Genomic DNA, 23,385 nt, shown 5'->3' with positions numbered 1-23,385 from the left:
ATAAAGGGGAGTCGGCGCGGCACCCGTTGCGAGGATGGTGGCCGCCGTACGGGGTGTACGGCAGCCACCTGTCGAGACGGGGTGACGGGGTCCCGGGGTTACTCCTGGGCGAGCGCCGGCGTCGCGTCGGCCGGGGTGCGGCGCTTGAGTGCCGGATAGCCGGCGCAGAGCAGGGCCGACCAGACGAGCCAGACGTACAGGCCGAGCCGGGTGTCCGCGTCGGTCGCCATGAGGACGACGACGGACAGCAGCGCCACGATGGCGATCCAGTTGGTGACCGGGGCGCCCGGCATCCGGAAGTCGGAGGGGGGCAGCAGGCCGGCGCGGACCTTGGCGCGGTAGCGCAGGTGCGCAGCGAGGATCATGATCCAGGTCCACAGGCCGGCGCAGGTCGCGACGGAGGTGATGTAGACGAACGCCTTGTCCGGGGAGACGACGTTGACGATCACGCCGATGCCCATGACGAGGCTGGACATGACGAGCGCGGGCAGCGGGAGTTGCCGGTCGCTGAGCCTGGCGACGGCCTTGGGAGCCTCGCCGTTGACGGCCAGGCCGCGCAGCATGCGGCCGGTGGAGTAGATGCCGGAGTTGCAGGAGGACAGGGCGGCGGTGAGGACCACGAAGTTCATGATCCCGGCGGCGCCGGGGATGCCGACCCGGACGAAGACCTCGACGAAGGGGCTCACTCCCGGGTCGTACTTGGTCCAGGAGAAGACCGACAGCAGGACGATGAGCGTGCCGACGTAGAAGATGCCGATGCGGACCGGGAGGGTGTTGATCGCCTTGCGCAGGGTCTGCTTGGGGTTCTCCGCCTCGCCCGCGGTGATGCCGACCAGCTCGACACCGAGGTAGGCGAAGATCACGCCCTGCATGGCGAGCATGGCCTGCCAGGCGCCGTTGGGGGCGAAGCCGCCGTCGGACCACAGGTGGGCGACGGAGGCGGTGTCGCCTGCGGAGGAGAAGCCGAAGGTCAGGATGCCGACGCCGATGACGATCATCGCGACGATCGCGGTGACCTTGATCGTGGAGAACCAGAACTCCAGCTCGCCGAAGATCTTGACCGAGACGAGGTTGGCGCCGAAGAGCACCACCAGGGCGACGGCGGCGGTGGACCAGACCGGGACCGACGGCCACCAGAAGTTGATGTAGGCGCCCGCGACGGTGACCTCGGACATGCAGGCGGTGACCCACAGGGCCCAGTACGACCAGCCGGTGGCGAAGCCGGCGAACGGCCCGAAGAACTCGCGGGCGTAGTCGGCGAAGCTGCCGGAGGTGGGGCGGTAGGTGAGGAGTTCGCCGAGGGCCCGCATGATGAAGAAGATCACGATGCCGGCGGCCGCGTAGCAGGCGATCAGGCTGGGCCCGATGGCGGCGATGCCCTTGCTGGACCCGTAGAACAGGCCGGTGCCGATGGCTCCGCCGATGGCGATCATCTGGACCTGGCGGGCGGTGAGTCCGCGCTTGTAGCCCTCCTCCGGCGCGGTCCCCGTGGCGCCGCCGCCGGATTCGTACTGTTCGACCTGCGTCGAGGTCATGGTGCTGTGCCTTTCTCCATGCCCGTCCGGCCGCAACGGCCCGGATCGGGTTCCGATCCCCCCGGATGGTGGAGGTGCACGCCGGGGTCGGCCGGCCACGCGACCGACCGCGACAGGGGTGGCGTCACGGCCGGTGGTCGAGGATTCGTATCACGGGGTGTGCGTCGGGCACGCAGCGCAAATGTGGCACACAGCACAGGGAGAAGCGGACAAAAGGTGCGCCGAATGGGAATGCGGTCCGCTCGGGTGACGTGATCGTTATCCGGAATTGAGCGTCGTCTGAGCGAATGGACGCCCTCCGGATCACGGCATGAGGGTCTCCACGAGGCTCTCCTGGAGCGCCCCGAGCCAGAGGTAGGCCATGACGAGCGGCTTGCGCGGGTCGGAGTCCGGCAGCCGGTACAGCTCGCTGTCCTCGTCCTCGCTGACCTCCAGCCGGGTCCCCATGGTCAGCCGCAGGTCGTTGAGGGTGCCGAGCCACTGGCGCGCCTGCTCGGGGTCGAGGGTCAGCACCGCTCCCCCGTCGCCGCCGGGGGTCAGCGCGTCGAGGCTGCGGACGACGGCGAGCGCGTCGTCGCGCTTGCGGGCGCGCAGGTCGATCTCGGTGTAGCGGCGGAACTCCGAGGAGTCCGCCTCCTCTTCGTAGGCGTCCGGGAAGAGCCGGGCGAGCGCCGGGTCCTGCGGGGGCCGGGTGGGCCCCTCGGCGAACAGCCCGGCCAGCGGGTCGGCCGGTTCGCCGCCGACGGTGGCGTCGCCGGGGCCGATCAGCTCCAGGAGCTGCACGGCCAGGCTGCGCAGGATGGAGATCTCGACCTCGTCGAGCGCGACGGCGGCGCCGCCTCCGGACGCGGTCTGGAAATACCCGGGCATGTCTGTATCAGCCGTCCCTCAGGGGCTCGGTGGTCTCGGTGTGGTCTCGCGGCCTCAGCGGTCCTGCGTCAGAGTGGCCCACAGCCCGTAGCCGTGCATGGCCTGCACGTCGCGCTCCATCTCCTCGCGCGTGCCGCTGGACACCACGGCCCGGCCCTTGTGGTGCACGTCGAGCATGAGCTTGGTGGCCTTGTCCTTCGGGTAGCCGAAGTACGCCTGGAAGACGTAGGTGACGTAGCTCATCAGATTGACCGGGTCGTTGTGAACGACGGTCACCCAGGGAACGTCCGGGGACGGCACCTCGAAGGGGGCCTCGCGCGACTCGGTCCGTTCGATCTCTGCGGGGGCGACACTCACGTGACCCATGCTGTCACCACACCGTGCCGACAGGGAAACCGGCCCTCCGAGAAATCGTCACTCTGACGAGATTTGGGGGTAGCATCCTCAGACATGAGCACTGCAGACCTGGGGCTGCCCGTCACGGTCCCCTCCACCGCGCTGTTCACCGACCGGTACGAGCTGACGATGCTGCAGGCCGCGCTGCGCAGCGGCGCCGCCCACCGCCGCTGCGTGTTCGAGGTGTTCACCCGCCGGCTCCCCGAGGGGCGCCGGTACGGGGTGGTGTGCGGCACCGGCCGGGTGCTGGACGCCGTGGAGAACTTCCGCTTCGACGACGGCATCCTGTCCTTCCTGGAACGCGAGCGGATGGTGGACGCGCCCACCCTGGAATGGCTGGCCGGCTACCGCTTCCGCGGCGACGTCCTCGGCTACCCCGAGGGCGAGGTGTACTTCCCCGGCTCGCCGATCATGCGGGTCGAGGGCACCTTCGCCGAGGCGGTGCTGCTGGAGACGGTGGTGCTGTCGATCCTCAACCACGACTCGGCGATCGCGGCCGCCGCCTCCCGGATGGCCGTGGCCGCCTCGGGACGGCCGCTGATGGAGATGGGTGCCCGACGCACCCACGAGCTGGCTGCGGTGGCGGCCTCGCGCGCCGCCTACGTCGGGGGCTTCGCCTCCTCCAGCAACCTCGCCGCCGGCTTCCGCTACGGCCTGCCGACCATCGGCACCAGCGCGCACGCCTTCACCCTGCTCCACGACGACGAGCGGGACGCCTTCACCGCCCAGGTCGAGTCCCTCGGCCGCGGCACCACGCTGCTGGTCGACACCTACGACTTGGCCTCGGCCGTCCGGGCCGCCGTGGAGATCGCCGGCCCCGAGCTCGGGGCGGTGCGCATCGACTCCGGGGACCTGCTGCTGCTCGCCCACCGGGTGCGGCAGCAGCTGGACGACCTGGGGGCGAAGAACACCCGGATCGTGGTGACCTCGGACCTGGACGAGTACGCGATCGCCTCGCTGGCCGCGGCGCCGGTCGACGCGTACGGGGTCGGCACGTCCCTGGTGACCGGCAGCGGGCAGCCGACCTGCTCGATGGTCTACAAGCTGGTCGCCCGCGCCACCTCCGACGATCCCCGCGCGCCCCTGGTGCCGGTCGCCAAGAAGTCCATGGGCGGCAAGACCAGCGTCGGCGGGCGCAAGTGGGCGGCCCGGCGGCTGGACGCCGACGGGATCGCCGAGGCCGAGGTGATCGGCGCCGGGCCGGTCCCGGGGCCGCTGGCGGACCGGCAGCTGCTGGTGCCGCTGGTGCTGGGCGGCGAGATCGTGCACCGGGAGCCGCTGGACGCCGCCCGCACCCGCCACATCGAGGCACGCGCCGGGCTGCCGCTGTCCGCGACGCAGCTGTCGCGCGGCGAACCGGTGCTGCCCACCGAGTACATCACCCACTGATCTGCCGGGGCCCCTGCCGCGGCGGGGCGCCGCTCACTACAGTCGACAAGCGAAGCGACCGGAAGGGACCGACCGCCATGCACCGCGCACTGATCGTCGTGGACGTGCAGAACGACTTCTGCGAGGGCGGCAGCCTGCCGGTCGCCGGCGGCGCCGAGGTCGCCGCCGCCATCACCGACCTCGTGGGGGACGCCACCGCCGGCTACCGGCACGTCGTGGCCACCCGCGACCACCACGTCTCCCCCGGCGGCCACTTCGCCGAGCACCCCGACTTCGTCCACACCTGGCCCCCGCACTGCGTCGCGGGCACCGAGGGCGCCGGTTTCCACCCCAACTTCGCGCCGGCGGTCGCCTCCGGCGCGGTGGAGGCGGTCTTCGACAAGGGCGCGTACGCGGGCGCGTACAGCGGTTTCGAGGGCGCCGACGAGAACGGCACCGGACTGGCCCAGTGGCTGCGCGAGCGCGGCGTGGCGGAGGTCGACGTGGTCGGCATCGCCACCGACCACTGCGTACGGGCGACCGCGCTGGACGCCGTGCGGGAGGGCTTCCGTACCCGGGTGCTGCTCGACCTGACGGCGGGCGTCATGCCGGCGACGACCGAGCGGGCGCTGGAGGAGCTGCGCGCGGCCGGAGCCGAACTGTCCGGGAAGCCGGTCGTTCGCGAACAGGCCTGACGGCCGGGCCGTGCCCGGGTTCAGCGGCGGACGGTCGGGCCCAGCAGGGCCGCGATGGACTGCCAGGGGGCGGCCGGGGCCGAGGGGATGCGGCGCCAGACGAGGCCGTCGGGGTGGTGGAGGACGGCGTTGATCTCGTCCGACGTGGGCGGCTCCATGTTGCCGACGAGGCGGACGGTACGGAAGCCGAGGTTCCGCAGCCGGGTCAGCGCGCGCTGACGGTTGACCGCGACGACGAGCACCCTGATGTATTCGTCCGGGAACCCGCCGGGCGAGGGCAGTCGGAGCGCGACGACGACGACGCCGCTCGGAAGCCTGGTGAAACCGCCGCTGGCCATAAGCACATGATCGGCAGATCGGCCCCCGTCCACCAGGGGACGGGGGCCGATCAGGTCACTTCACGCGGTGCGTGATCACTTCATCACTTCTTGGACGGGCCAATCTTGATGGTGACCGTGCTGCCGTCCCGGGCCTCGTGGAGGATCGTGATGCGGGTGTTGGTCGGGCTGACCTTCACGCTGCCCGTGGGATTCTCCGAGGACCAGTACGAGTACTTGTCGTCGAAGACCGGGTTGCCGGGCAGGCTCGGGATCCGGGTGGCGACACCCGCCTTGTGCAGGGTGACGGCGTCGGTCCGGCCCGTGGTGAACGTGGAGTCGTAGGACTGCACGCGGTTGCGCATCAGCGTGCCGTCCTTCCACTTCAGCGCCTTGGGGTGGGCGTCGATCGGCAGGACCCGGCCGGAACCTGCGTGCTCACTGACGTTGTTGTCGTCCTGCGAGGTGTCCCACAGCCAGATCAGCAGGCCGTTCTGGTACGCGTAGTGCTCGACCCAGTTGTCCTTGGGCGCGACGAAGCCGAAGTTGTAGGGGCCGACCTTCAGGGTCTTGTCGTACGAGACGTACTGCCGGTTCTCCGCGATGTAGTACTGCGCGTAGTCCTCGGAGAACGTGGAGCCCTTGATCGAGAACCCGTTCGCGGTCCAGCCGTTGTCACCGGCCTCGGCGCCGTCGCTGAGCAGGGTCGTCCCGTCCGCGGTCACGGTGATCGCGTCGGCGAGGAAGCCCTTCATCGCCAGTCCGCCGTCGGTCTGGTAGCGGAAGCGCAGCTTGAACGACTTGCCCGCGTAGGCGTCCAGCGGGACGACCATGTCCTGGTAGGTGGTCGCGCTGCCGGTCAGGGCCGGCTTGTCGCTGGCGTCGCGCGGGAGCGGGGCACCGCCGATGGTGCCGTCGAGCGGCGTCCAGGTCGCGCCGCCGTCGGTGGACGCCTCCGTGTAGAGGTAGTCGTAGCTGCGCTCGATGTCGTACCAGGCCTTGAGGGACAGGCTCGCCGAGGTCTTCCCGGTGAGGTCGACGTCACGGGTGAGCGTGTTGCTCAGGTTGTTGCCCTTGTTGCTCCACCACTGCTTCACGCCCTCGGCGGGGGTCGCCAGCTCGGTGGTCACGGTCTTCTTCGGGAGCGTGACGACCAGGCCCTGCTTCTTCGCGGTGTTGTACTCCGCGACACCCAGGGTGCTGACCGAGGTCTTGCCGGCCTTGGCGGTGGCGTAGTTCAGCCAGCCCAGCTGCAGCTTGTCCCAGGCCGTCATGTCGCCGGGCAGGTCGCCGATGGCGTCCTTGCCGGTGCCGAGCCACGAACCGGACGACATCAGCGTCCAGAAGCCGGTGGAGTTCTCGGCGGTGTTGGTGGTGTCGTAGTGGTCCGGCAGACCGAGGTCGTGGCCGAACTCGTGGGCGAAGACGCCGAGGCCGCCGTTCTCCGGCTGGACGGTGTAGTCGCCGACCCAGACGCCGGTGTCGCCGATCTGGGTGCCGCCGAGCAGATTGCCCTCCGGGCCGGTGGCCCCGGCGTCGGTGCCGAACGCGTACCAGCGGTGGGCCCAGATCGCGTCCTCGCCCTGCGCGCCGCCGCCGGCGGACTCGTCCTCACCGGCGTGCACGATCTGGAAGTGGTCGATGTAGCCGTCGGGCTCGTTGAAGTTGCCGTCGCCGTCGTAGTCGTAGCGGTCCCACTGGTCGTACTCGGCCAGCTTCGCCTTGATCGTGGCGGCGCTGTCACCGGCGGCCTTGCGCGCGTCGACCCACTTGTTCACCGCGTCCGCGACGAGGTTCCAGGTGCAGGTGTCGCACTTGTTGCTGCCGTACCGGGCCTCGTTCCAGTCGACCTTGACCCAGTCGGCGACCTCGCCGGCGACCGAGTAGCGGCCGGAGGACTGCCTCTCGTAGTACTTGGCCATGGACTCCGTGCCCTTGGCCTTCGAGAAGTACAGGTCCTGGAAGTGCTGGCGGTTGTAGTCCGCCTGCCACTCCGTGCTGTTGTCCTTGCCGCGGTCGGGCTTGGCTATCTGGTTGTGCGCGGGACCGGCCGTGCCGCCGTACGCGGGGTCGGTCTTGTCCCCGAACTCGGCGAGGATCACGAAGATCTTGTCGGTCTTCTCGCGCGCGAGCTCGACGTACTTGTTCCGGCCGAGCTTCACCACGTCCGAGGCGCCGCGGTTCTCGACCTTGGACTTGCCGGAGATGACCTGCTCGATCGCCTGCTGGCGCTGTGCGGACTGACGCTCGCTCAGCGGGCCCTTCAGATCGTGCTCGACACGCTCCGCCTTCGCCGGGTCGTGCCGCACGACACGACTGGCCTGCGAGTCGGCCTGGGCTGCCGCGACGGGGAAGGCGGTGGCGCCTATTGCGGCGATCGCCACGGCCAGAGCGGCGGATCTGATGGTCCGTCGTTGGCTTATCACGATGTATTGACCTCCCTAGGGTGAAGCCATTGCACCGGAGTGACGCATGAAAAGACAGGTCTTGACTTGGCCATGACCGACAAGTACGGTGAGCGACCGGTCCGTTGCGCATAGCGGACACATCGACGCGCCCAAGTTCCCGTGACCGTCGATTCGTTGGCCTCCGGGGAGATCGCGATGCGACCCCGTGCGCCCCCCGTGCTTCCGCACCGTGGGTTAGGTCACGCTTACCGGGCGTTCCGTGCGGGCATCTCGGACCGTAGAGTCGGTGGTTGGCGTGCCACGTCTGAACCACCCGGAAGACGGCCCTGGCCGAAGCTCCGCCACAATCGACGCATATGAGGACGGATCAGCCATGCCACGTCCCACCCCCGCCCAGCTGACCTACGGTTCCGCGACCGTGATGCTCTCCACCCTCGCGATGCTGCTGCTCTCGGAGGCGAGATCGGGGGTCGCTGTGGCGGTCATCGCCGCAGCGGGACTCGCGCTCGGCGTCCTGGTCGCCGTGACGGCGGCGATCCCGGCCGGCACGCGTCGCACGAAGCGCGAACTGCCCGTCGCCCGGCAGCCGGTCCCGCGGCCCCGCGTCCGCGGCACCGCCGAGGCCCGGCTGGGCGAGCACTCGCTGCGGCGCTGACCGCCGCGCCTCCCGCTGAACACGACGACGGCCCCGGAGCGTCCGCTCCGGGGCCGTCGTTCACGTTCAGGGTGCGTGTCAGGCCTGGACGACCACGGTCTTGGCCGCCTTGTCGTGCCAGCACTGGCGGTACGGCTTGTCCCACAGGTGCCACAGGACGTTCAGCAGCGACAGGATGAAGCCCACGCAGGGCACGACGCCGACGAAGGAGTACACCGCGGCGCGACCCCAGGCGGCACCGCCGGGCGGGCTGCCGTCGGCCAGCTTGGCGACGCGGATCTTCATGACCTTCTTGCCGATGGTCTGACCCGTGGACTGGAGCATCAGGCCCTCGTACACGAACGCGCCCGCGAAGACGAGCAGCTCGATGCCGAGGAACGCCCCGGTGTCCGTGAAGGAGGTGCTCGTCGCCGCCATCAGCACGATGAGCACGACGAGGAAGATGCCGCCGTCGATGAGGCGCGCGACGAAGCGCTGGCCGCTGCCGGCCAGCGGGGGCATGCCCGCCAGGGCCGGGTCCGTCGGCATCTGACCGTAGCCGGGCGCCTGCTGCGGATAGGCGTAGGGCTGCTGCTGCTGCGGGAACGGCTGCTGGTCGTAAGGGTTCTGGCCCTGGGGGTGCGGCTGCTGTCCGTACGGGTTCTGCCCGTACGGGTCCTGGCCCCCCGAGCCGCCCTGCGGGTAACCGTAGCCGGGCGGTTGATTCGAACTCATGGAGTGAGTAAATCAGCCGGGCATGACAGCGCATAGACGAGAATGGTCACGGCCCTGCGACGATCACCCCACAGTGTGCCTCAGTCCACCGCAACCACCACTGTTTGCCCCGCTTTGTCGTGCAGACACTGACGGTACGGCTTGTCCCAGGTACACCAGAGCACTTCGATGATCCAGAAGATCTCCCCGCAGCACGGGATGATCGGCACCAGCGAGTAGACCGACTCCCGCTTCAGTGCCGCCGGGGTCGTCGGGTTGGCGCCGTCAGCGAGCATGCCCACGCGCACCCTGAGCAGCTTCTTGCCGAGGCTCTGCCCGGACCGGGTGAGCATGAACACCTGGTAGGCCAGGTAGACCACGGCGTAGATCACGCCCTGGGAGAACACCGCCCCGGTGGCGTTGTAGTCGTAGTTCCAGATCAGCCCGGTGAGGCCGTAGACCGGGATGCCGATGATCAGCGCGTCGACGATACGGGCGACCAGCCTGCGCCCGCGGTTGGCCAGCGGCGGCATCCCGGCCAGGGGATCGGGCTCGCCCACGCCGTACGGACCGCTCGCGTACGGGTCGCCGCGGCCGTAGCCCGGGGGCGGCTGGTCGTAGGGCGAGCCGCCGGGTGGTTGCCGGTACGGGGGCGGCGGGTACGGCTGCTGACCCGGGGGCTGCTGACCCGGGGGCTGCGGCCCGGGCGGCGGTGACTGCCCGGGCGGCGGCTGCGCGGGCCCGGACGGCTCCCGGGGCGGCTTGGCGAACGGGTCCTCGGGCTCGTCGGTGCTCATGCCCCGAGTGAAACCCGGACGATTCGGCCGCGCCTCCGGCGGGGGCCGTTCGGGTGTCAGCGCTCCCGGGCCACGAAGGTGCGCGCCGCCTTGTCGTGCCAGCACTGCCGCCACGGCCGGTCGAAGAGGCACCACGCCAGGCCGAGGAAGCCGATCACGAGCGCGTCCAGCACCGTGTGGGTGAGCCAGCGGCGCAGCGCCTGCCCGAAGCCGGGCTCGTACTGGCTCTCGATGTCCAGCACGCGCAGGCCGAGCAGCTTCTTGCCCAGGGTGCGGCCCCACTTGGCGGTGGGCAGCACCTCGTACAGCAGCCCGGTGACGAGCGCGACGGCGGCGACGATGCCCAGCTGCACGCCCGTCGTGCCGTCGATCAGCCAGACCGTCATCTCCTCGCCGGTCAGCCGGGCGGCGTCCACCTTGTCGCGCAGGTGCTCGTACGCGGACGTTCCCAGCGGCACCGCGGCGGCCGCGACGACCGCGCCCACCACCACGGTGTCGATCAACCGGGCCACCAGCCGCTTCCCCGGCGACGCGGGGCGCGCCTGCTCCTGCGCCGAGGCGAACGGGTCGTCGGCCACCGGCCGCCACGGCGTGGGGGCGGCGCCCTCCCCGCCCTGGGACGGGACCTGGCGGGCCAGGTCGTGCACCTGCTGTGCCCATGGGACGGGAGCGGGCTGCTGCACGGGCACGGCGCTCTCGGTCGGCGCGGACGCCGTGGCCCCTGCCGCGGACGTGGCGGCCGCACGCGCGGGTGCCGGGGCCGGCGAAGGAGCGGCGGCGGGGGCGGTCGTCGGCGTGGAGGCCGGAGCGGGGGCCTGGGCCCGGGCGGGCGCGGCGGGCTGCTCCGCGCGCTCGGGGGTGCCCCACGAGACGCGGGGCGAGGGGTCCTGCCGGGCCGGGTCGGCGGCCCACGCCCGCTCCGGAGCGGGCCCCGGGGACCCCTGCCGCGGCTGCTGCGGCTGCGCCTGCGGCCCGGTGACGGTCTCGGGTCCGCGTTCGGCCCGCGGCGCCCGCGGGTCCTCGTCCAGGAACATCGGCCCGGACTCCTCCAGCGCGGGGGTCCGCGGCGTCGCCACCGCCTCCGGGGCCTGCGGCACGGGGGGCGCGGGCGGCGGCGCCAGCGCGGGCCCGGCCGCGGCCACGGCCGCGCCGGAGGGCGGCGCGAGGTCCTCCCCCGGCCGCGGCGCGGGGCGGCTCGTGCCGGGCACCCACGAGGACCCGTTCCAGTACCGGATGTAGCCCGGGATGGACGGGTCCGGGTAATACCCGGGACCGGGCAGACTCCCGTCGCTGCTACCGGAGGTCATCCGTGACAACTCCCCTCACGACCGACACGCTCGACCAGCCCGCCGTCCCCGGCGTGCAAGGAGGACACTAACGAAGAACGCGGCGGGCGGACGAAAGAAACGATCCATGGGCGAGGATCGGCATTCCGGGGCAAATCCCGGCGACCGAACCGATACGCTTCCGAACTGACACCGCATCGGACGGACGGGGACGTGCGCGCCGCGGAACCGTGGGCGCGGCGGGGCGGGAACGGGAGGGCCGTCGCACGGCCGGACGACCTCAGGCGGGGGCGGACGGCGACGTTCCGTGTGTACCGCATCCATCTCGCGTGTGCCGGCCCTTCGGGAAAAGTCCTCCCGATCGCCGGAACCCGCGTAATGGTGAAGGCCGTATGCGCTCTCTCTCCCGGTGCGGGCCCCCCGCGGCACCCGCCGCGCAGCACCGCCAGGGTCCTTCGCGCCGAGGAAAGGACGACGAGATGCACACCGTGGTCGAACGCGAGCTGGAGATGCACCTGGTGCTGTCGCCCGAGCGCAGCGTCGCCGTCCCGGCCAGGCTGGCCTACCGGGCGCAGGATCCCTTCGCCGTGCACATCACCTTCCACATCGGTTCCAATCGCCCCGTCAGCTGGACCTTCGCCCGGGAGCTGCTGGTCGAGGGGGTGTTCCGGCCGAGCGGGCACGGTGACGTACGGATCTGGCCGACCAAGACGGACGGGCGGAGCGTGATCTGCATGGCCCTCAGCTCGCCGGACGGCACCGCACTGCTGGAGGCGTCCTCGCACCCGGTGGCGGCGTGGCTGGAGCGCACCCTGCGGGCGGTGCCGCCGGGGACGGAGCTGGACCACCTGGCCATGGACGAGCGGCTGGACGAGCTGCTGGCCCCGGCCGCCGGCGAGGGCGCCGCGCGCGACGAGCGCCGCACGCGCGACCCCTGGCACGGCTCCGACGAGTCGCCGGACGCGTAGGGCGACGGCCCGCGAGCCCGGCGGCCGGGGCCCGGGTGCTCAGAACACCTTGCCCGGGTTGAGGATGCCGAGCGGGTCGAAGACGGCCTTGATGCCGCGCTGCATCTCCACGCCCACCGGACCGAGTTCGCGCGCCAGCCACTCCTTCTTCAGGACCCCCACGCCGTGCTCGCCGGTGATCGTGCCGCCGAGCTCCAGGCCGAGCGCCATGATCTCGTCGAAGGACTCGCGGGCCCGGCCGGACTCCTCGGGGTCGGCGGCGTCGAAACACACCACGGGGTGGGTGTTGCCGTCCCCGGCGTGCGCACACACGCCGATGGTGAGGTCGTGCTTGCGGGCGATCGCCGCGACCCCGTCGAGCATCGCGGCGAGTCTGCCGCGCGGCACGCACACGTCGTCGATCATCGTGGCCGTGGAGACCCGCTCCAGTGCCGGCAGCGCCATCCGCCGTGCCTGGAGCAGCATTTCGGACTCCGCCGCGTCCTCGGCGGGCACCACCTGCGTCGCCCCGGCGGCCGCGCACAGCTCCCCCACCGCGGCCAGGTCGGCGGCCGGGTCGGGGGTGTCGAAGGCGGCCAGCAGCAGGGCCTCGGTCGACTCGGGCAGTCCCATGCTGGTCATGTCGTTGACCGCGCGCACGGTCGTGCCGTCCATCAGCTCCAGCAGCGAGGGCACATGGCCGCCGGCCATGATGTCGCAGACCGCCGCGCAGGCCGCCTCGGCCGAGGGGAACTCCGCCACCAGCGCCAACTGGGCGGGCGGTGCGGGCTTGAGCGCCAGCACGGCCCGCACCACGATGCCGAGGCTGCCCTCGGAGCCGACGATCAGCCGGGTCAGGTCGTACCCGGCGACGCCCTTGGCGGTGCGCCGGCCGGTGCGCAGCAGCCGTCCGTCGGCCAGGACGACCTCCAGGCCGAGCACGTACTCGGCGGTGACCCCGTACTTCACGCAGCACAGGCCGCCGGAGCCGGTGCCGATGTTGCCGCCGATGGTGCACTGCTCCCAGCTGGAGGGGTCCGGCGGGTAGTACAGGCCCCGCTCGGCGACGGCGCGGGAGAGAACGGCGTTGACGACGCCCGGTTCGACGACGGCGACGCGGTCGACGGGGTCGATCTCCAGGATGCGGTCCATCTTGGTCAGGGAGAGCACGATGCAGCCGTCGGAGGCGTTGGCGGCGCCCGACAGGCCGGTACGGGCCCCTTGCGGCACGACGGGCACCCGCAGCGCCGTGGCGGTCCGCATGACGTGGCGGACCTGCTCCACGGTGCGCGGCAGGACGACCACCGCGGGCGCCCCGGCCGGGCAGAAGCCGGCCATGTCGTTGGCGTACGAGGCGGTGACGTCGGGATCGGCGAGGATGGCCTCGCCGGGGAGTCCGGCGAGCAGCCGGTCGATGAGATCGCCCATGCGTCCAGCTTCGCACCGCGCGGCCGCCCGGGGAAGATCACGTCATCGCGCGGCTCGCGGCCGTCTGAGTATCCGTACGGATGGTGGCGCGGGCGGGGGCGCGGCGAGGATGACGGCCGTGACGGATACGACGGACGCGGGCAGCGCGGCACAGGCGCGGCGGCACGACGGGCGCAGGGTCGCGGTGCGCTGCGTGTGGGCGGTCGTGCTGCTCGCCCCGCCGGTGGTGCTGTGGGTCATGGGCGCGGCGGACGCCGCGCAGCACAAGAGCCCCACGGACTGGATGGGCAACCACCGCACCAAGGTGGCTTTGGAGAATGCCGCCCTGCTCATCGTGGGCCTGCCGGTGGCGGGGGCGGTGACCGGCGCTCTGGCCGGGGCGCTGCGGCGGCCGCCGCGCACGGGGCTGTGGGCCGCGACAGGAATGGTGCTGGGGGCGCTGGCGCTGTGGGCGTTCGGGGCCTGGACGCTCGCGATGGCCCTCCGGGACTTCCGGATCGTCTTCTGACCCGCGGGCCGGCGCCGGTCCACGCCCCTCCCCCGTGGAGGCATGGTCCGGCGCCGGGGTCCGCGGTGGTGGCGATCAGAGGTTGCCGCGACGCTCCTGCTCGCGCTCGATCGCTTCGAAGAGCGCCTTGAAGTTGCCCTTGCCGAAGCCCATCGAACCGTGCCGCTCGATCATTTCGAAGAAGACGGTCGGGCGATCCTGGACAGGCTTGGTGAAGATCTGCAACAGGTAGCCGTCTTCGTCCCGGTCTGCCAGGATCTTCAACTCCCGCAGGGTGTCGATCGGGACGCGGGTGTCGCCGACCCACTCGCCGAGGGTGTCGTAGTAGGAGTCGGGGGTGTCGAGGAACTCGACGCCCGCGGCGCGCATGGCGCGGACCGAGGCGACGATGTCGTTGGTGGCGAGGGCGATGTGCTGGACGCCCGGGCCGCCGTAGAACTCCAGGTACTCGTCGATCTGGGACTTCTTCTTGGCGATCGCGGGCTCGTTGATGGGGAACTTGACCTTCAGCGTGCCGTCCGCGACGACCTTGGACATCAGGGCCGAGTACTCGGTGGCGATGTCGTCACCGACGAACTCCTTCATGTTGGTGAAGCCCATGACGCGGTTGTAGAAGGTCACCCAGTCGTTCATCTTGCCGAGTTCGACGTTGCCGACGCAGTGGTCGATCGCCTGGAAGAAGCGCTTGGCCGGCGGCTCCACGATCGGCTCGGCGGCGACGTAGCCGGGCAGGTACGGGCCCTTGTAGGCGCCGCGTTCGACCAGGGTGTGGCGGGTCTGGCCGTAGGTGGCGATGGCGGCCAGCACGACGGTGCCGTACTCGTCGCCGACCTCGTGCGGCTCCTCCAGGCCGGTGGCGCCGTGCGCGAGGGCGTAGTCGTAGGCGGCGCGGACGTCCGGCACCTCCAGGGCGAGGTCCACGACGCCGTCGCCGTGGGCGGCGACGTGCTCCTCCAGGAACCGGCCGCGGTCGGTGGCGGCCTTGACGACGGAGGTGAAGACGAAGCGGGCGCTCCCGGACTCCAGGACGTAGGACGCGGTCTCGCGGCTGCCGTTCTCCGGTCCGGAGTAGGCCACGCGCTTCATGCCGAACGCGGTCGAGTAGTAGTGGGCGGCCTGCTTGGCGTTGCCCACCGCGAAGACGACCGCGTCCATTCCCTTGACCGGGAACGGGTCCGCGTCGCCGGGGGTGGGGGAAGTGTGATCCAGGGTCTCAGTCATGGCAGCAGCCTCGCCCGGCAGCTCAAGGTGCGCAATAGTTTCCGGAACGGCTGAGCACTCTGTACAGCAGTTCACGGAAAATGGGCGGCATTCTGTGCATGGTGACCACCGACACAGGAGGGACTGGGGTGGCATGGGGATCGACGCGCTGGACGGACGGCTGATCAAGCTGCTCGCCGAGGAGCCCCGGATCGGCGTGCTGGAGGCCTCGCGCCGCCTGGGGGTGGCGCGCGGCACCGTGCAGGCACGGCTGGACCGGCTTCAGGCCAATGGGGTGATCCGGGGCTTCGGGCCGCAGGTGGACCCGGCCGCGCTGGGCTACCCGGTGACGGCCTTCGCGACGCTGGAGATCAAGCAGGGGCAAGGTCCGGACGTACGGGCCCACTTGGCCGGCGTCCCGGAGGTGCTGGAACTGCACACCACGACCGGGCAGGGCGACATGCTGTGCCGGCTGGTGGCCCGCTCCAACGCCGATCTCCAACGTGTGATCGACCGGGTTGTGGGCTTCGATGGCATCGTGCGGGCCTCCACGGCGATCGTCATGGAGAACCCGGTCCCGCTGCGGATCATCCCGCTGGTCGAGCAGGCGGCACAGGACGCGGACACGTAGCCCCGGAGTGCCGCCGGAGTGCCACCGGAGCGCCGCCGCGATTCATGCAAAGAAAGCATTGCAAAGGAACCTTTGCGCGCTCTACGGTGAACCCGTGCCTGACGAACCCGCCGCCGGCGCACCCGACCCCGGCGTCATCAGCCTCGACCCGCGCACCCTGCGCGGACTCGCCCACCCCCTGCGCATCCGGCTGCTCGCCGCCCTGCGCGAGTACGGGCCTGCCACCGCCTCGGGCCTGGCGGCCCGGCTCGGCGAGTCCAGCGGCGCCACCAGCTACCACCTGCGACAGCTGGCGGCGTACGGCTTCGTGGAGGAGGACCCGGGCCGCGGCACCGCCCGCGAGCGCTGGTGGAAGGCCGCGCACCGGGGCACCCGCTTCGACGCCGGGAGCCTCCTGGCCCACGACGACCCCGAAGTGCGGGCGGCGGTCGGGCTGTTCGGCCGGGAGATCGCCGCGATCCACACCGCGGAACTGGAGACCTGGCTCGCCACCGTCGGCGACTGGTCCGAGGAGTGGCGCGACAGCTTCGACCTCAGCAACTTCGCCCTGCGGCTCACCCCCGCCCGGACCCGCGCCCTGTGCGAGGAACTCCACGCCGTGCTGGAGCGCTACCGGGCCCAGGAGGGCGGCGAGCCCGGGTCCGCCGAGGACGCCGCGCACGTCCGCGTCCATCTGCACGCCTTTCCGCGCGCCGCCGACTGACCGCACCGACCACCACGGGGGAACCCACATGGACACCGGGACCGGCATATCCGACGGCACGGCGGTCACCGCGCCAGGCCCGCGGCCACCCGATCCGCGGCCGCTGCGCCTGGTCCTCGCCGCCAACGTCGTGTCGATCAGCGGCAACTCGCTCACCGTGCTGGCCGTCCCGTGGTTCGTGCTGCAGACCACCGGCAGCGCCGCCCGCGCGGGCCTGGTGGCCTTCTGCGCGACGCTGCCGGTCGTGGTCTCCGCACTCGTCGGCGGGCCGGTCATCGACCGCTTCGGACGGCGCAGGTCGTCGGTCCTGTCGGACGCGGTGTGCGCGGTGGCCGTCGTGGCGATCCCGCTGCTCCATTTCGCGGGCGTGCTGCGGTTCTGGCAGCTGTGCGCGCTGATGGCCGTCAGCGGGCTCTTCCACGCCCCCGGTGAGACCGCGCGCGAGGTGCTGCTGCCCGTACTGGCGGAGCGGGCCGGGACGCCGCTGGGGCGCGCCGCCGGCTACTTCGACGGCGCCTCGCGCGGCGCCCGGATGCTCGGCGCCTCAGCCGGGGGCGTGCTCATCGCCGTCCTGGGCGCGGAGGCGGTGCTGCTGCTGGACGCCGCCACCTTCGGCGTCTCCGCGGCCCTGATCGCGTTCGGCGTCCGCGGACTGCCGGGCACCGAACCGGCGAAGGACGCGGCACCGGTCTCCCTGCGCACCTACCGGGCCGAACTGCGCGAGGGCTACGCCTTCCTGATCCGCAACCGGCTGCTGCTCGCCATCACCCTCATGGTCATGGTCACCAACGGCCTGGACGCGGGCTGGAGTTCGGTGCTGCTGCCCGTGCACGCCGAGCGGGAGCTCGGCGGCGCTGTCCAGCTCGGCCTGCTCTCCGGCCTCTTCGGGGCCGGCGCGCTCGCCGGGGCGCTGCTGTACGGCGCGGTGGGCCACCGCATGCCGCGGTGGCCGGTCTACACGCTGTGCTTCCTGCTGTGCGGCGCGCCCCGGTTCCTGGTCGCCGCGTGGGTGCCCGGATGGGGCGCCCTGGCGGTGACCATGGTGGCCGGCGGCATCGCGGCGGGGGCGCTCAACCCGATCCTGGCGACAGTGACCTTCGAGCACGTGCCCGACGAGCTGCGCACCCGCGCCCTGGGCACCCTGGGCGCCGGAGTGCTGCTCACCACCCCCGTGGGCGGGCTCGCCGCAGGCTACCTGGTGGACGGCATCGGCCTGACCGGCGCGCTGCTGCTGATCGGCGGGACGTACTTCCTGGCCACGCTGAGCCCCCTGGTCTTCCCCTCCTGGCGCCGCATGGACGCCCGGCGGGACGCCTGAGCTCCGGCCGGCGGCTCGGCTCGGATGGTCGACCTGGCCAATTGGCCGACTGTCGGTCTCCGGGCAGGCTGCCGCCAGGACTTGATCTCGGAGGTGGTTGTGGGGCGTCGTCCGCGGGAGTGTTCGTCCGGCCGGTGACCATGGAGGAGGGCCGGCGTCTGCAGCGGATCGGTCGGTCCTCGAAGGACCCGGTCAGGCTGCGGCGGGCCATCGTGGTGATGCTGTCCGCCCAGGGCCGGTCGGTGACGGACATCGTCTCGTTGTCACAGGTCAGCGCGGATTACGTGCGCGATGTCAGCCACGCCTTCGACGAGCGGCGGTTGACGCGCTGGACACCGGGGGTGGAGCCATCACGCGGGCCCGAACCCGCAGTAGGTCCGGTGGCCGTACTGATAGGCAGCGATGATCCCGGCGACGTAGCCGCGGTTGTACTCGGCAGAGTATCCGGTCCGTCCCGTGCGCCCACGGCTGTCGCCGCGAATGTCAGTCGCGGGCGTAGACCAGGCCGTTCCGGTATCCGTCCTGGTATCCCTGGTCGTAGGGGGTGGCGCTCGGAGACCGAGGCTGCCCGGCCGCCGGAGCCGGTCCTGCGGTCAGGGCGTGCGACGTGGCGGCTTGAGGAAGAACGAGTACGGTGGCGGCCACTGGGGCAACGAGAAGGACAGCGAGTCGCTTTGCGTTCATGGCTTCCCAACCTTGTTGTGGGAGTAGACGAAAACGGGTGACAGGACGTCATCACGACGGCGCGGCTCAGGACCGTGGTCCAACGGATCCGTGCGGGAAACCCGCGATGGCGTCAAGGACCGCCTCGGCAATCGGTGTCGGCCAAGAATGCCTCGGCTCGTTCCACGCCGGCGCTGAAGCACCCCTTATCAGGCTAGGACGAGCCGTCAGGCTCCGCGATCCGGGATGGAACGCGTGTGCGACGAACGCGTGCTACGGCCCTCCCGGAGACCGACAGTCGATCGATCACCGGGTCGGCCATCCGAGCCGAGCCACTAGGGCGTGTTTCGAAAGTAGCGCCGGCCGCCCGAAGGGCGGGTCCCGCGGCGTCTGGTGCGGTGCATCGCAAGGCGGAGAGTCGTCCTCGTAGTGGGCTACTCGGACGATTCGACAACGCAGCGGGGTGCCGTGCCAGGCGTCGCGGGACAGGCGGGACTTTCGAAACACGCCCTAGCAGGCGGGGACCTCGCCCCCGCGGTCGAGGGCGTCCAGGGCGTCGATCGCGCCGTCGAGGGTGGTGACGGGCACCAGCCGCAGCCCCTTGGGGAGTTCGGCCTTGGCGTCGGTGCACTCGGCCTTGGGAACGAGGAAGACGGTCGCGCCGTCGCGCCGGGCGGCCTGCTCCTTGAGCGGGACGCCGCCGACCGGGCCGACCTTGCCGCCGGCGGTGATCGTCCCCGTACCGGCGATCCTTCGGCCGCCGGTGAGGTCGCCGCCGCGCCCGTTGCCCTCGATCTTGTCGATGATGCCCAGGCTGAACATCAGCCCCGCGCTGGGCCCGCCGACGTCCGCGAGGTGGAGGGTGACCTTGACGTCCGAGGGGGACAGCCGCAGCTGCCGGAGGGCCGCGGTGGTGGCGTCCTGCTGGGACTCGGTCATCTCCGCCCGGTTGTGCTGCTCGATCTCCTTGACCGTGCCGCCGGTCGGGTAGACCGCGTCGCGCGGCATCACGGCCTGGTCCGTGGCGAACCAGGCCGTGAGGACGTCACCGAAGCGGACGGTCGCGTCCGGGTTGGTCGCCGCGATGGTCGTCATCCGCAGCTGCCCCGAGGTGTCGCGGGTCTCGGTGCCGGTGATCGTGATCACTGGCCTGCCCCGGTCGGCGCCGAGGACATCCGCCGTCAGCCCGGGCACGACGATCGAGATCGGCAGCGGCGCGAACAGGGCCACCGCCAGCAGCGCGGCCACGAGCGCGGCGCAGACGACGAGGATCCGGTTCCGGGCGGAGGCGAAAGGCATGGGGTGAATGTAGTTCACGGCGGCGCCCCGGCGTGCCGGGGCCCGGGGCACCCCGGCCCCGGCACGGCCGCTAGCGCAGGGCGTCGGCGACCTCCAGCGCCGCCTCGACCACCCGGGGACCCACCCGTTCGGGTATCACGTCGGCGAGCATCACCACACCGACACTGCCCTCGATGCCCGGCACGCCCACCAGCGGGGCCGCCGCGCCGCTCGCCCCGGCCTCCAGCTCACCGTGGGTGAGCACGTAGCCGGGGCCCTCGGAGCAGCGCGGATCGGGCTCGTACGGCTGCACGCTGCGCCCGGCGAGGATCGCCCGGCCCGCGGCGCCGCGGTCCAGGGAGTGCCGGAAACCGGTGCGGTAGGCGACGTGGTAGTCGGTCCAGCTCGGCTCGACGACGGCCACGGCGAGCGCCTCGGTGCCGTCGACCAGGGTGAGGTGCGCGGTGGCGCCGATGTCCTCGGCGAGGGAACGCAGGGCGGGAAGCGCGGCCTCGCGCAGCAGCGGGTGCACCTGGTGCGCCAGCCGCAGTACGCCGAGGCCGACCCGGGCACGTCCGCCGAGGTCGCGGCGGACCAGGGAGTGCTGCTCCAGTGTGGCCAGGAGGCGGTAGACCACCGTTCGGTTGACGCCCAGCTTCGCCGCCAGTTCCGTGACGGTCAGTCCGTGGTCGGTGTCGGCCAACAGCTTCAGGACCCGCAGGCCCCTATCGAGCGTCTGAGAGGTCTCCGCGGTCACGACGCCCCCTTCTCGTGTGAGTGGCGGCTCATCTCTCACGGCGGGAGCACCTGCCGGTCCCGCGGCAGAGCGCGGAGAGGCCACCGGTCTGGCGGTACCGGCTGGCGCCCCGAGGCTGCTCTGCCACGGCGCGTTGCGTGACCGGAACGGTAGCGACGCGTACCGCTCAGCGGAAGACTTCGTCCACAATCCGGTCACGTGACCGGGGCAGCTGGGGCGCCCGACGTAAATCTTGCGTCGAATCACCTCTCACGCCGCAAGATTCACAGCTCTCCTGACGCACCATCAGCAGACGTCCCGGACATCCCGGCTGCGAGTCCGGCCGCCGCTCAGCGCATCCGGGTGGCCCACTCCTGGACCTTCTTGATGCGCTCGTGGAGCTGCCCCGCCGTCGCCTCCGCGCTCGGCGGCCCGCCGCACACGCGGCGCAGCTCGTTGTGGATGACACCGTGCGGCTTGCCGCTCTGGTGGTTGTACGCGGCGACCATCGTGTTCAGCCGCTTGCGCAGCTCCAGCAGCTCCTTGTGCGTGACGATCGGCCGCCGCTCGGCGGGCAGTTCCAGCAGGTCCGCCTCGCTGTCCGGCTTCTTCCGGCTGTGCGCGATCTGCCGGGCCTGCCGCTTCTGCAGCAGCAACTGCACCTGGTCCGGCTCCAGAAGGCCCGGAATACCCAGGTAGTCCTGCTCCTCCGCGCTCCCCGGGTGCGCCTGCATGCCGAACTCGGCGCCGTCGTACAGCACCCGGTCGAAGACGGCGTCGGACTCCAGCGCCTCGAAGGGCAGCATGTCCTGCTCGCCGGTGTCCTCGTCCTGCTGCTTCTCGGCCTCCTCCAGCTCCTTCTCGGACTCCGCGTACGGGTCCTCCTCGCCCTCCTTCTTGGGCTTGTCGAGGGCGTGGTCGCGCTCCACCTCCATCTCGCCGGCGAATTCCAGCAGCGTGGGGATGGTCGGCAGGAAGACCGAGGCCGTCTCGCCGCGCCTGCGCGACCGCACGAAGCGGCCGACCGCCTGCGCGAAGAACAGCGGCGTGGAGATCGTCGTCGCGTAGACCCCGACGGCCAGCCGCGGGACGTCCACGCCCTCCGACACCATGCGGACCGCGACCATCCAGCGGTCGTCGCTCGCGCTGAACTCCTCGATCCGCGAGGACGCCCCGGTGTCGTCGGAGAGCACCACGGTCGCCTTGTGCCCCGTGATCTCCCGGATCAGCTTGGCGTACGCCCGGGCCGTGTCCTGGTCGGTGGCGATCACCAGGGCACCGGCGTCCGGGATGGACTTGCGGACCTCCGTCAGCCGCTGGTCGGCGGCGCGCAGCACGTTCGGGATCCACTCGCCGGTCGGCGCCAGCGCGGTCCGCCAGGCCTGGCCGATCGCGTCCTTGGTCATCGGCTCGCCGAGCCGCGCGGAGATCTCGTCGCCGGCCTTCGTGCGCCAGCGCATGTTGCCGCTGTAGGAGAGGAAGATCACAGGGCGCACGACGTGGTCGGCGAGCGCGTTGCCGTAGCCGTAGGTGTAGTCGGCGGACGACCGGCGGATGCCGTCGTTGCCCTCCTCGTACGTCACGAACGGGATCGGGTTCGTGTCCGACCGGAACGGCGTCCCGGTCAGCGCCAGGCGCCGCGTCGCCGGCTCGAACGCCTCCAGGCACGCCTCGCCCCAGGACCGGCTGTCGCCCGCGTGGTGGATCTCGTCCAGGATCACCAGCGTCTTGCGCTGCTCGCAGCGGTTGCGGTGCAGCATCGGGCGCACACCGACGCCCGCGTAGGTCACCGCGACCCCGTGGTACTCCTTGCCGACCGGCCCCGCGCTGTACTCCGGGTCCAGTTTGATGCCTATCCGGGCCGCGGCCTCCGCCCACTGCTTCTTCAGGTGCTCGGTGGGGGCCACGACGGTGATCTGCTGCACGAGGTGGTTGTGGAGCAGATACGAGGCCAGGGTGAGCGCGAAGGTCGTCTTGCCCGCTCCGGGGGTCGCGACGGCCAGGAAGTCACGCGGCTGCGTCGCGATGTACCGGTCCAGGGCAGCCTGCTGCCAGGCGCGCAGCTTGCCGGCCGTGCCCCAGGGGGCGCGGCCGGGGAAGGCGGGCGACAGGTGGTGCGAGTGCGAGTTGCTGGCGCTGTGCGGGGCGGTGGTAGTCACGGTCTCCGGTGACGGGTCGGGTACGACAACCGTCACAGCCTACTGGCGCGCGGCGCGTGCCCCCGCCTGCGGCGCGATCGGGGGCGCGTCTGTGAGGGCCGGTTGCCGTGTGCGGGCGCGTTGCGCCTGCGGCGTGGCGGGGACGGTGGCCGTACCGGCTGTTTCGGGCCGAAGGAGCCGGGAGGAGCCCCGTTCAGGCGGCGGCGAGGCGGGACAGGGCCTGCCCGATCGCCTCGGGGGCGGAAACGGTTCCCGCCGCCACCGACACGACCAGGTCGTACGCCGCGTCCTGGTCGGCCGACCGCAGGTCGACCCCGTTCAGCCCCAGGAACACCGCCGCCGCCAGCCACGCCGTCCGCTTGTTCCCGTCGACCAGGGGGTGGTTCGCCGCGATCGCGTGCAGCAGCGCCCCCGCCCGCTCGTACACGTCCCCGTATGCCTCGACGCCGAACATCCGCGCCCGCGGCCGGTGCACGGCCGACGCGAGCAGCCCGGGCTCGCGCACCGCGGGCCGTTCGCCGCGGGCGGCCAGGCGGGCGAGCTCCGTGACCTCGTCGAGGGTCAGGTGGCGCACGGTCACCTCACTCCCCCAGCCTGCGCAGCAGGTCCGCGTGGGCGACGGTGTACGCCTCCCCCGCGGCGCGCACGCGCGCGGCCTCGGCCGCCTCGTACGCCCGCACCGCGGTGCGCACGAACTCCGCGACCGGCACGCCGTGCGCGTCGGCGAGGTCGCTCAGGGACTCCCACTCGGTGTCGGTGAAGACGACGGTCAGCTCTTTCACACCGGGACGGTA

23 protein-coding genes are annotated in these 23,385 nt (G+C 71.7%); 8 read left to right on the top strand and 15 right to left on the bottom strand.

The features are described 5' to 3' along the window. Positions 1 to 98: 98 nt before the first annotated feature. From ACRWNP_RS04790 to clpS, 3 genes are all read right to left on the bottom strand, one after another. Positions 99 to 1,535 carry an amino acid permease gene (locus tag ACRWNP_RS04790; RefSeq protein ID WP_431959664.1) on the bottom strand — a complete coding sequence of 479 codons (1,437 nt, stop codon included), beginning with the start codon at positions 1,533 to 1,535 and terminating at the stop codon, positions 99 to 101. 303 nt (positions 1,536 to 1,838) lie between these two features. Next, the gene (locus tag ACRWNP_RS04785; RefSeq protein ID WP_431959663.1) at positions 1,839 to 2,405 is read right to left on the bottom strand and encodes a DUF2017 domain-containing protein; all 567 of its coding nucleotides are present in this window, start codon (positions 2,403 to 2,405) and stop codon (positions 1,839 to 1,841) included. Positions 2,406 to 2,459: 54 nt separating this feature from the next. Further along, positions 2,460 to 2,771, bottom strand: a complete 312-nt coding sequence (gene clpS / locus ACRWNP_RS04780) for an ATP-dependent Clp protease adapter ClpS (RefSeq protein WP_431959662.1) — start codon at positions 2,769 to 2,771, stop codon at positions 2,460 to 2,462. Positions 2,772 to 2,855: 84 nt separating this feature from the next. On the opposite strand from clpS, the gene ACRWNP_RS04775 reads away from it, so the two are divergent. Both ACRWNP_RS04775 and ACRWNP_RS04770 read left to right on the top strand, forming a co-directional pair. After that, a complete protein-coding gene (locus ACRWNP_RS04775; RefSeq protein WP_431959661.1) occupies positions 2,856 to 4,190 on the top strand; it encodes a nicotinate phosphoribosyltransferase in 1,335 nt (444 codons plus the stop codon). A gap of 77 nt (positions 4,191 to 4,267) precedes the next feature. Then, the gene (locus ACRWNP_RS04770) at positions 4,268 to 4,864 is read left to right on the top strand and encodes an isochorismatase family protein (RefSeq protein ID WP_431959659.1); all 597 of its coding nucleotides are present in this window, start codon (positions 4,268 to 4,270) and stop codon (positions 4,862 to 4,864) included. A gap of 20 nt (positions 4,865 to 4,884) precedes the next feature. Here ACRWNP_RS04770 and ACRWNP_RS04765 read toward each other — a convergent pair whose 3' ends face one another. Together ACRWNP_RS04765 and ACRWNP_RS04760 are read right to left on the bottom strand one after the other, a co-directional pair. After that, on the bottom strand, positions 4,885 to 5,202 hold the full coding sequence (locus ACRWNP_RS04765) for a hypothetical protein (protein ID WP_431959658.1): 318 nt from the start codon (positions 5,200 to 5,202) through the stop codon (positions 4,885 to 4,887). 83 nt (positions 5,203 to 5,285) lie between these two features. Continuing rightward, positions 5,286 to 7,607: an immune inhibitor A domain-containing protein gene (locus ACRWNP_RS04760; protein ID WP_431959657.1), complete on the bottom strand. Its 2,322-nt coding sequence runs from the start codon at positions 7,605 to 7,607 to the stop codon at positions 5,286 to 5,288. 355 nt (positions 7,608 to 7,962) lie between these two features. Between ACRWNP_RS04760 and ACRWNP_RS04755 the strand changes: the two genes are divergently transcribed. Further along, positions 7,963 to 8,244 carry a hypothetical protein gene (locus tag ACRWNP_RS04755; RefSeq protein WP_431959656.1) on the top strand — a complete coding sequence of 94 codons (282 nt, stop codon included), beginning with the start codon at positions 7,963 to 7,965 and terminating at the stop codon, positions 8,242 to 8,244. 78 nt (positions 8,245 to 8,322) lie between these two features. Here the strand turns inward: ACRWNP_RS04755 and ACRWNP_RS04750 are convergent, their stop codons facing one another. The 3 genes from ACRWNP_RS04750 to ACRWNP_RS04740 all read right to left on the bottom strand — a co-directional run bounded on the left by ACRWNP_RS04750 (position 8,323) and on the right by ACRWNP_RS04740 (position 11,041). Continuing rightward, on the bottom strand, positions 8,323 to 8,958 hold the full coding sequence (locus ACRWNP_RS04750; protein WP_431959655.1) for an RDD family protein: 636 nt from the start codon (positions 8,956 to 8,958) through the stop codon (positions 8,323 to 8,325). An 80-nt stretch (positions 8,959 to 9,038) separates the two neighbouring features. Then, positions 9,039 to 9,734, bottom strand: a complete 696-nt coding sequence (locus tag ACRWNP_RS04745) for an RDD family protein (RefSeq protein WP_431959654.1) — start codon at positions 9,732 to 9,734, stop codon at positions 9,039 to 9,041. 56 nt (positions 9,735 to 9,790) lie between these two features. After that, positions 9,791 to 11,041 carry an RDD family protein gene (locus ACRWNP_RS04740; protein ID WP_431959653.1) on the bottom strand — a complete coding sequence of 417 codons (1,251 nt, stop codon included), beginning with the start codon at positions 11,039 to 11,041 and terminating at the stop codon, positions 9,791 to 9,793. Between the two features lie 458 nt (positions 11,042 to 11,499). Between ACRWNP_RS04740 and ACRWNP_RS04735 the strand changes: the two genes are divergently transcribed. Continuing rightward, positions 11,500 to 11,988 (top strand): SsgA family sporulation/cell division regulator, encoded by a 489-nt coding sequence (locus tag ACRWNP_RS04735; RefSeq protein ID WP_431959652.1) that lies wholly within the window; start codon positions 11,500 to 11,502, stop codon positions 11,986 to 11,988. Positions 11,989 to 12,027: 39 nt separating this feature from the next. On the opposite strand, the gene ACRWNP_RS04730 is transcribed toward ACRWNP_RS04735, so the two are convergent. After that, positions 12,028 to 13,395, bottom strand: coding sequence for an FAD-binding oxidoreductase (locus ACRWNP_RS04730; protein WP_431959651.1), 1,368 nt, complete (start codon positions 13,393 to 13,395; stop codon positions 12,028 to 12,030). A 118-nt stretch (positions 13,396 to 13,513) separates the two neighbouring features. Here ACRWNP_RS04730 and ACRWNP_RS04725 point away from each other — a divergent pair, with 118 nt between their 5' ends. Beyond that, positions 13,514 to 13,903, top strand: coding sequence for a hypothetical protein (locus tag ACRWNP_RS04725; protein ID WP_431959650.1), 390 nt, complete (start codon positions 13,514 to 13,516; stop codon positions 13,901 to 13,903). A gap of 75 nt (positions 13,904 to 13,978) precedes the next feature. On the opposite strand, the gene hppD is transcribed toward ACRWNP_RS04725, so the two are convergent. Then, complete coding sequence (hppD, locus tag ACRWNP_RS04720) at positions 13,979 to 15,124, bottom strand: 4-hydroxyphenylpyruvate dioxygenase (protein WP_431959649.1); 1,146 nt, start codon at positions 15,122 to 15,124, stop codon at positions 13,979 to 13,981. Positions 15,125 to 15,257: 133 nt separating this feature from the next. Between hppD and ACRWNP_RS04715 the strand changes: the two genes are divergently transcribed. The 3 genes from ACRWNP_RS04715 to ACRWNP_RS04705 all read left to right on the top strand — a co-directional run bounded on the left by ACRWNP_RS04715 (position 15,258) and on the right by ACRWNP_RS04705 (position 17,755). Further along, positions 15,258 to 15,734 carry an Lrp/AsnC family transcriptional regulator gene (locus ACRWNP_RS04715; RefSeq protein WP_431959648.1) on the top strand — a complete coding sequence of 159 codons (477 nt, stop codon included), beginning with the start codon at positions 15,258 to 15,260 and terminating at the stop codon, positions 15,732 to 15,734. A gap of 94 nt (positions 15,735 to 15,828) precedes the next feature. Then, positions 15,829 to 16,437, top strand: coding sequence for a helix-turn-helix domain-containing protein (locus ACRWNP_RS04710; RefSeq protein ID WP_431959647.1), 609 nt, complete (start codon positions 15,829 to 15,831; stop codon positions 16,435 to 16,437). A 28-nt stretch (positions 16,438 to 16,465) separates the two neighbouring features. Further along, positions 16,466 to 17,755, top strand: coding sequence for an MFS transporter (locus ACRWNP_RS04705; RefSeq protein ID WP_431959646.1), 1,290 nt, complete (start codon positions 16,466 to 16,468; stop codon positions 17,753 to 17,755). Positions 17,756 to 18,928: 1,173 nt separating this feature from the next. On the opposite strand, the gene ACRWNP_RS04700 is transcribed toward ACRWNP_RS04705, so the two are convergent. From ACRWNP_RS04700 to ACRWNP_RS04680, 5 genes are all read right to left on the bottom strand, one after another. Continuing rightward, positions 18,929 to 19,717, bottom strand: coding sequence for a S16 family serine protease (locus ACRWNP_RS04700; protein WP_431959645.1), 789 nt, complete (start codon positions 19,715 to 19,717; stop codon positions 18,929 to 18,931). A gap of 70 nt (positions 19,718 to 19,787) precedes the next feature. Further along, on the bottom strand, positions 19,788 to 20,453 hold the full coding sequence (locus ACRWNP_RS04695) for an IclR family transcriptional regulator (RefSeq protein ID WP_431959644.1): 666 nt from the start codon (positions 20,451 to 20,453) through the stop codon (positions 19,788 to 19,790). A gap of 329 nt (positions 20,454 to 20,782) precedes the next feature. Then, positions 20,783 to 22,591, bottom strand: coding sequence for a DEAD/DEAH box helicase (locus ACRWNP_RS04690; RefSeq protein WP_431959643.1), 1,809 nt, complete (start codon positions 22,589 to 22,591; stop codon positions 20,783 to 20,785). Positions 22,592 to 22,784: 193 nt separating this feature from the next. Then, entirely contained in the window at positions 22,785 to 23,171 is a 387-nt protein-coding gene (locus tag ACRWNP_RS04685; RefSeq protein WP_431959642.1) for a type II toxin-antitoxin system death-on-curing family toxin, read from the bottom strand. A 1-nt stretch (position 23,172) separates the two neighbouring features. Continuing rightward, positions 23,173 to 23,373: a hypothetical protein gene (locus ACRWNP_RS04680; protein ID WP_431959641.1), complete on the bottom strand. Its 201-nt coding sequence runs from the start codon at positions 23,371 to 23,373 to the stop codon at positions 23,173 to 23,175. Positions 23,374 to 23,385: the final 12 nt, after the last annotated feature.

This window comes from Actinacidiphila sp. bgisy160, assembly GCF_965342435.1.
Taxonomy (GTDB): Bacteria; Actinomycetota; Actinomycetes; order Streptomycetales; family Streptomycetaceae; genus Actinacidiphila.
The sequence above is the reverse complement of the archived record's forward strand: the minus strand, read 5'-3'. Positions and strand labels throughout refer to the sequence as shown.

Coding starts and splice junctions, on each gene's coding strand:
- ACRWNP_RS04790 (WP_431959664.1), bottom strand. CDS start 1,535: ATGACCTCGACGCAGGTCGAACAGTACGAATCCGGCGGCGGCGCCACG.
- ACRWNP_RS04785 (WP_431959663.1), bottom strand. CDS start 2,405: ATGCCCGGGTATTTCCAGACCGCGTCCGGAGGCGGCGCCGCCGTCGCG.
- clpS (WP_431959662.1), bottom strand. CDS start 2,771: ATGGGTCACGTGAGTGTCGCCCCCGCAGAGATCGAACGGACCGAGTCG.
- ACRWNP_RS04775 (WP_431959661.1), top strand. CDS start 2,856: ATGAGCACTGCAGACCTGGGGCTGCCCGTCACGGTCCCCTCCACCGCG.
- ACRWNP_RS04770 (WP_431959659.1), top strand. CDS start 4,268: ATGCACCGCGCACTGATCGTCGTGGACGTGCAGAACGACTTCTGCGAG.
- ACRWNP_RS04765 (WP_431959658.1), bottom strand. CDS start 5,202: ATGGCCAGCGGCGGTTTCACCAGGCTTCCGAGCGGCGTCGTCGTCGTC.
- ACRWNP_RS04755 (WP_431959656.1), top strand. CDS start 7,963: ATGCCACGTCCCACCCCCGCCCAGCTGACCTACGGTTCCGCGACCGTG.
- ACRWNP_RS04750 (WP_431959655.1), bottom strand. CDS start 8,958: ATGAGTTCGAATCAACCGCCCGGCTACGGTTACCCGCAGGGCGGCTCG.
- ACRWNP_RS04745 (WP_431959654.1), bottom strand. CDS start 9,734: ATGAGCACCGACGAGCCCGAGGACCCGTTCGCCAAGCCGCCCCGGGAG.
- ACRWNP_RS04740 (WP_431959653.1), bottom strand. CDS start 11,041: ATGACCTCCGGTAGCAGCGACGGGAGTCTGCCCGGTCCCGGGTATTAC.
- ACRWNP_RS04735 (WP_431959652.1), top strand. CDS start 11,500: ATGCACACCGTGGTCGAACGCGAGCTGGAGATGCACCTGGTGCTGTCG.
- ACRWNP_RS04730 (WP_431959651.1), bottom strand. CDS start 13,395: ATGGGCGATCTCATCGACCGGCTGCTCGCCGGACTCCCCGGCGAGGCC.
- hppD (WP_431959649.1), bottom strand. CDS start 15,124: ATGACTGAGACCCTGGATCACACTTCCCCCACCCCCGGCGACGCGGAC.
- ACRWNP_RS04715 (WP_431959648.1), top strand. CDS start 15,258: ATGGGGATCGACGCGCTGGACGGACGGCTGATCAAGCTGCTCGCCGAG.
- ACRWNP_RS04705 (WP_431959646.1), top strand. CDS start 16,466: ATGGACACCGGGACCGGCATATCCGACGGCACGGCGGTCACCGCGCCA.
- ACRWNP_RS04700 (WP_431959645.1), bottom strand. CDS start 19,717: ATGCCTTTCGCCTCCGCCCGGAACCGGATCCTCGTCGTCTGCGCCGCG.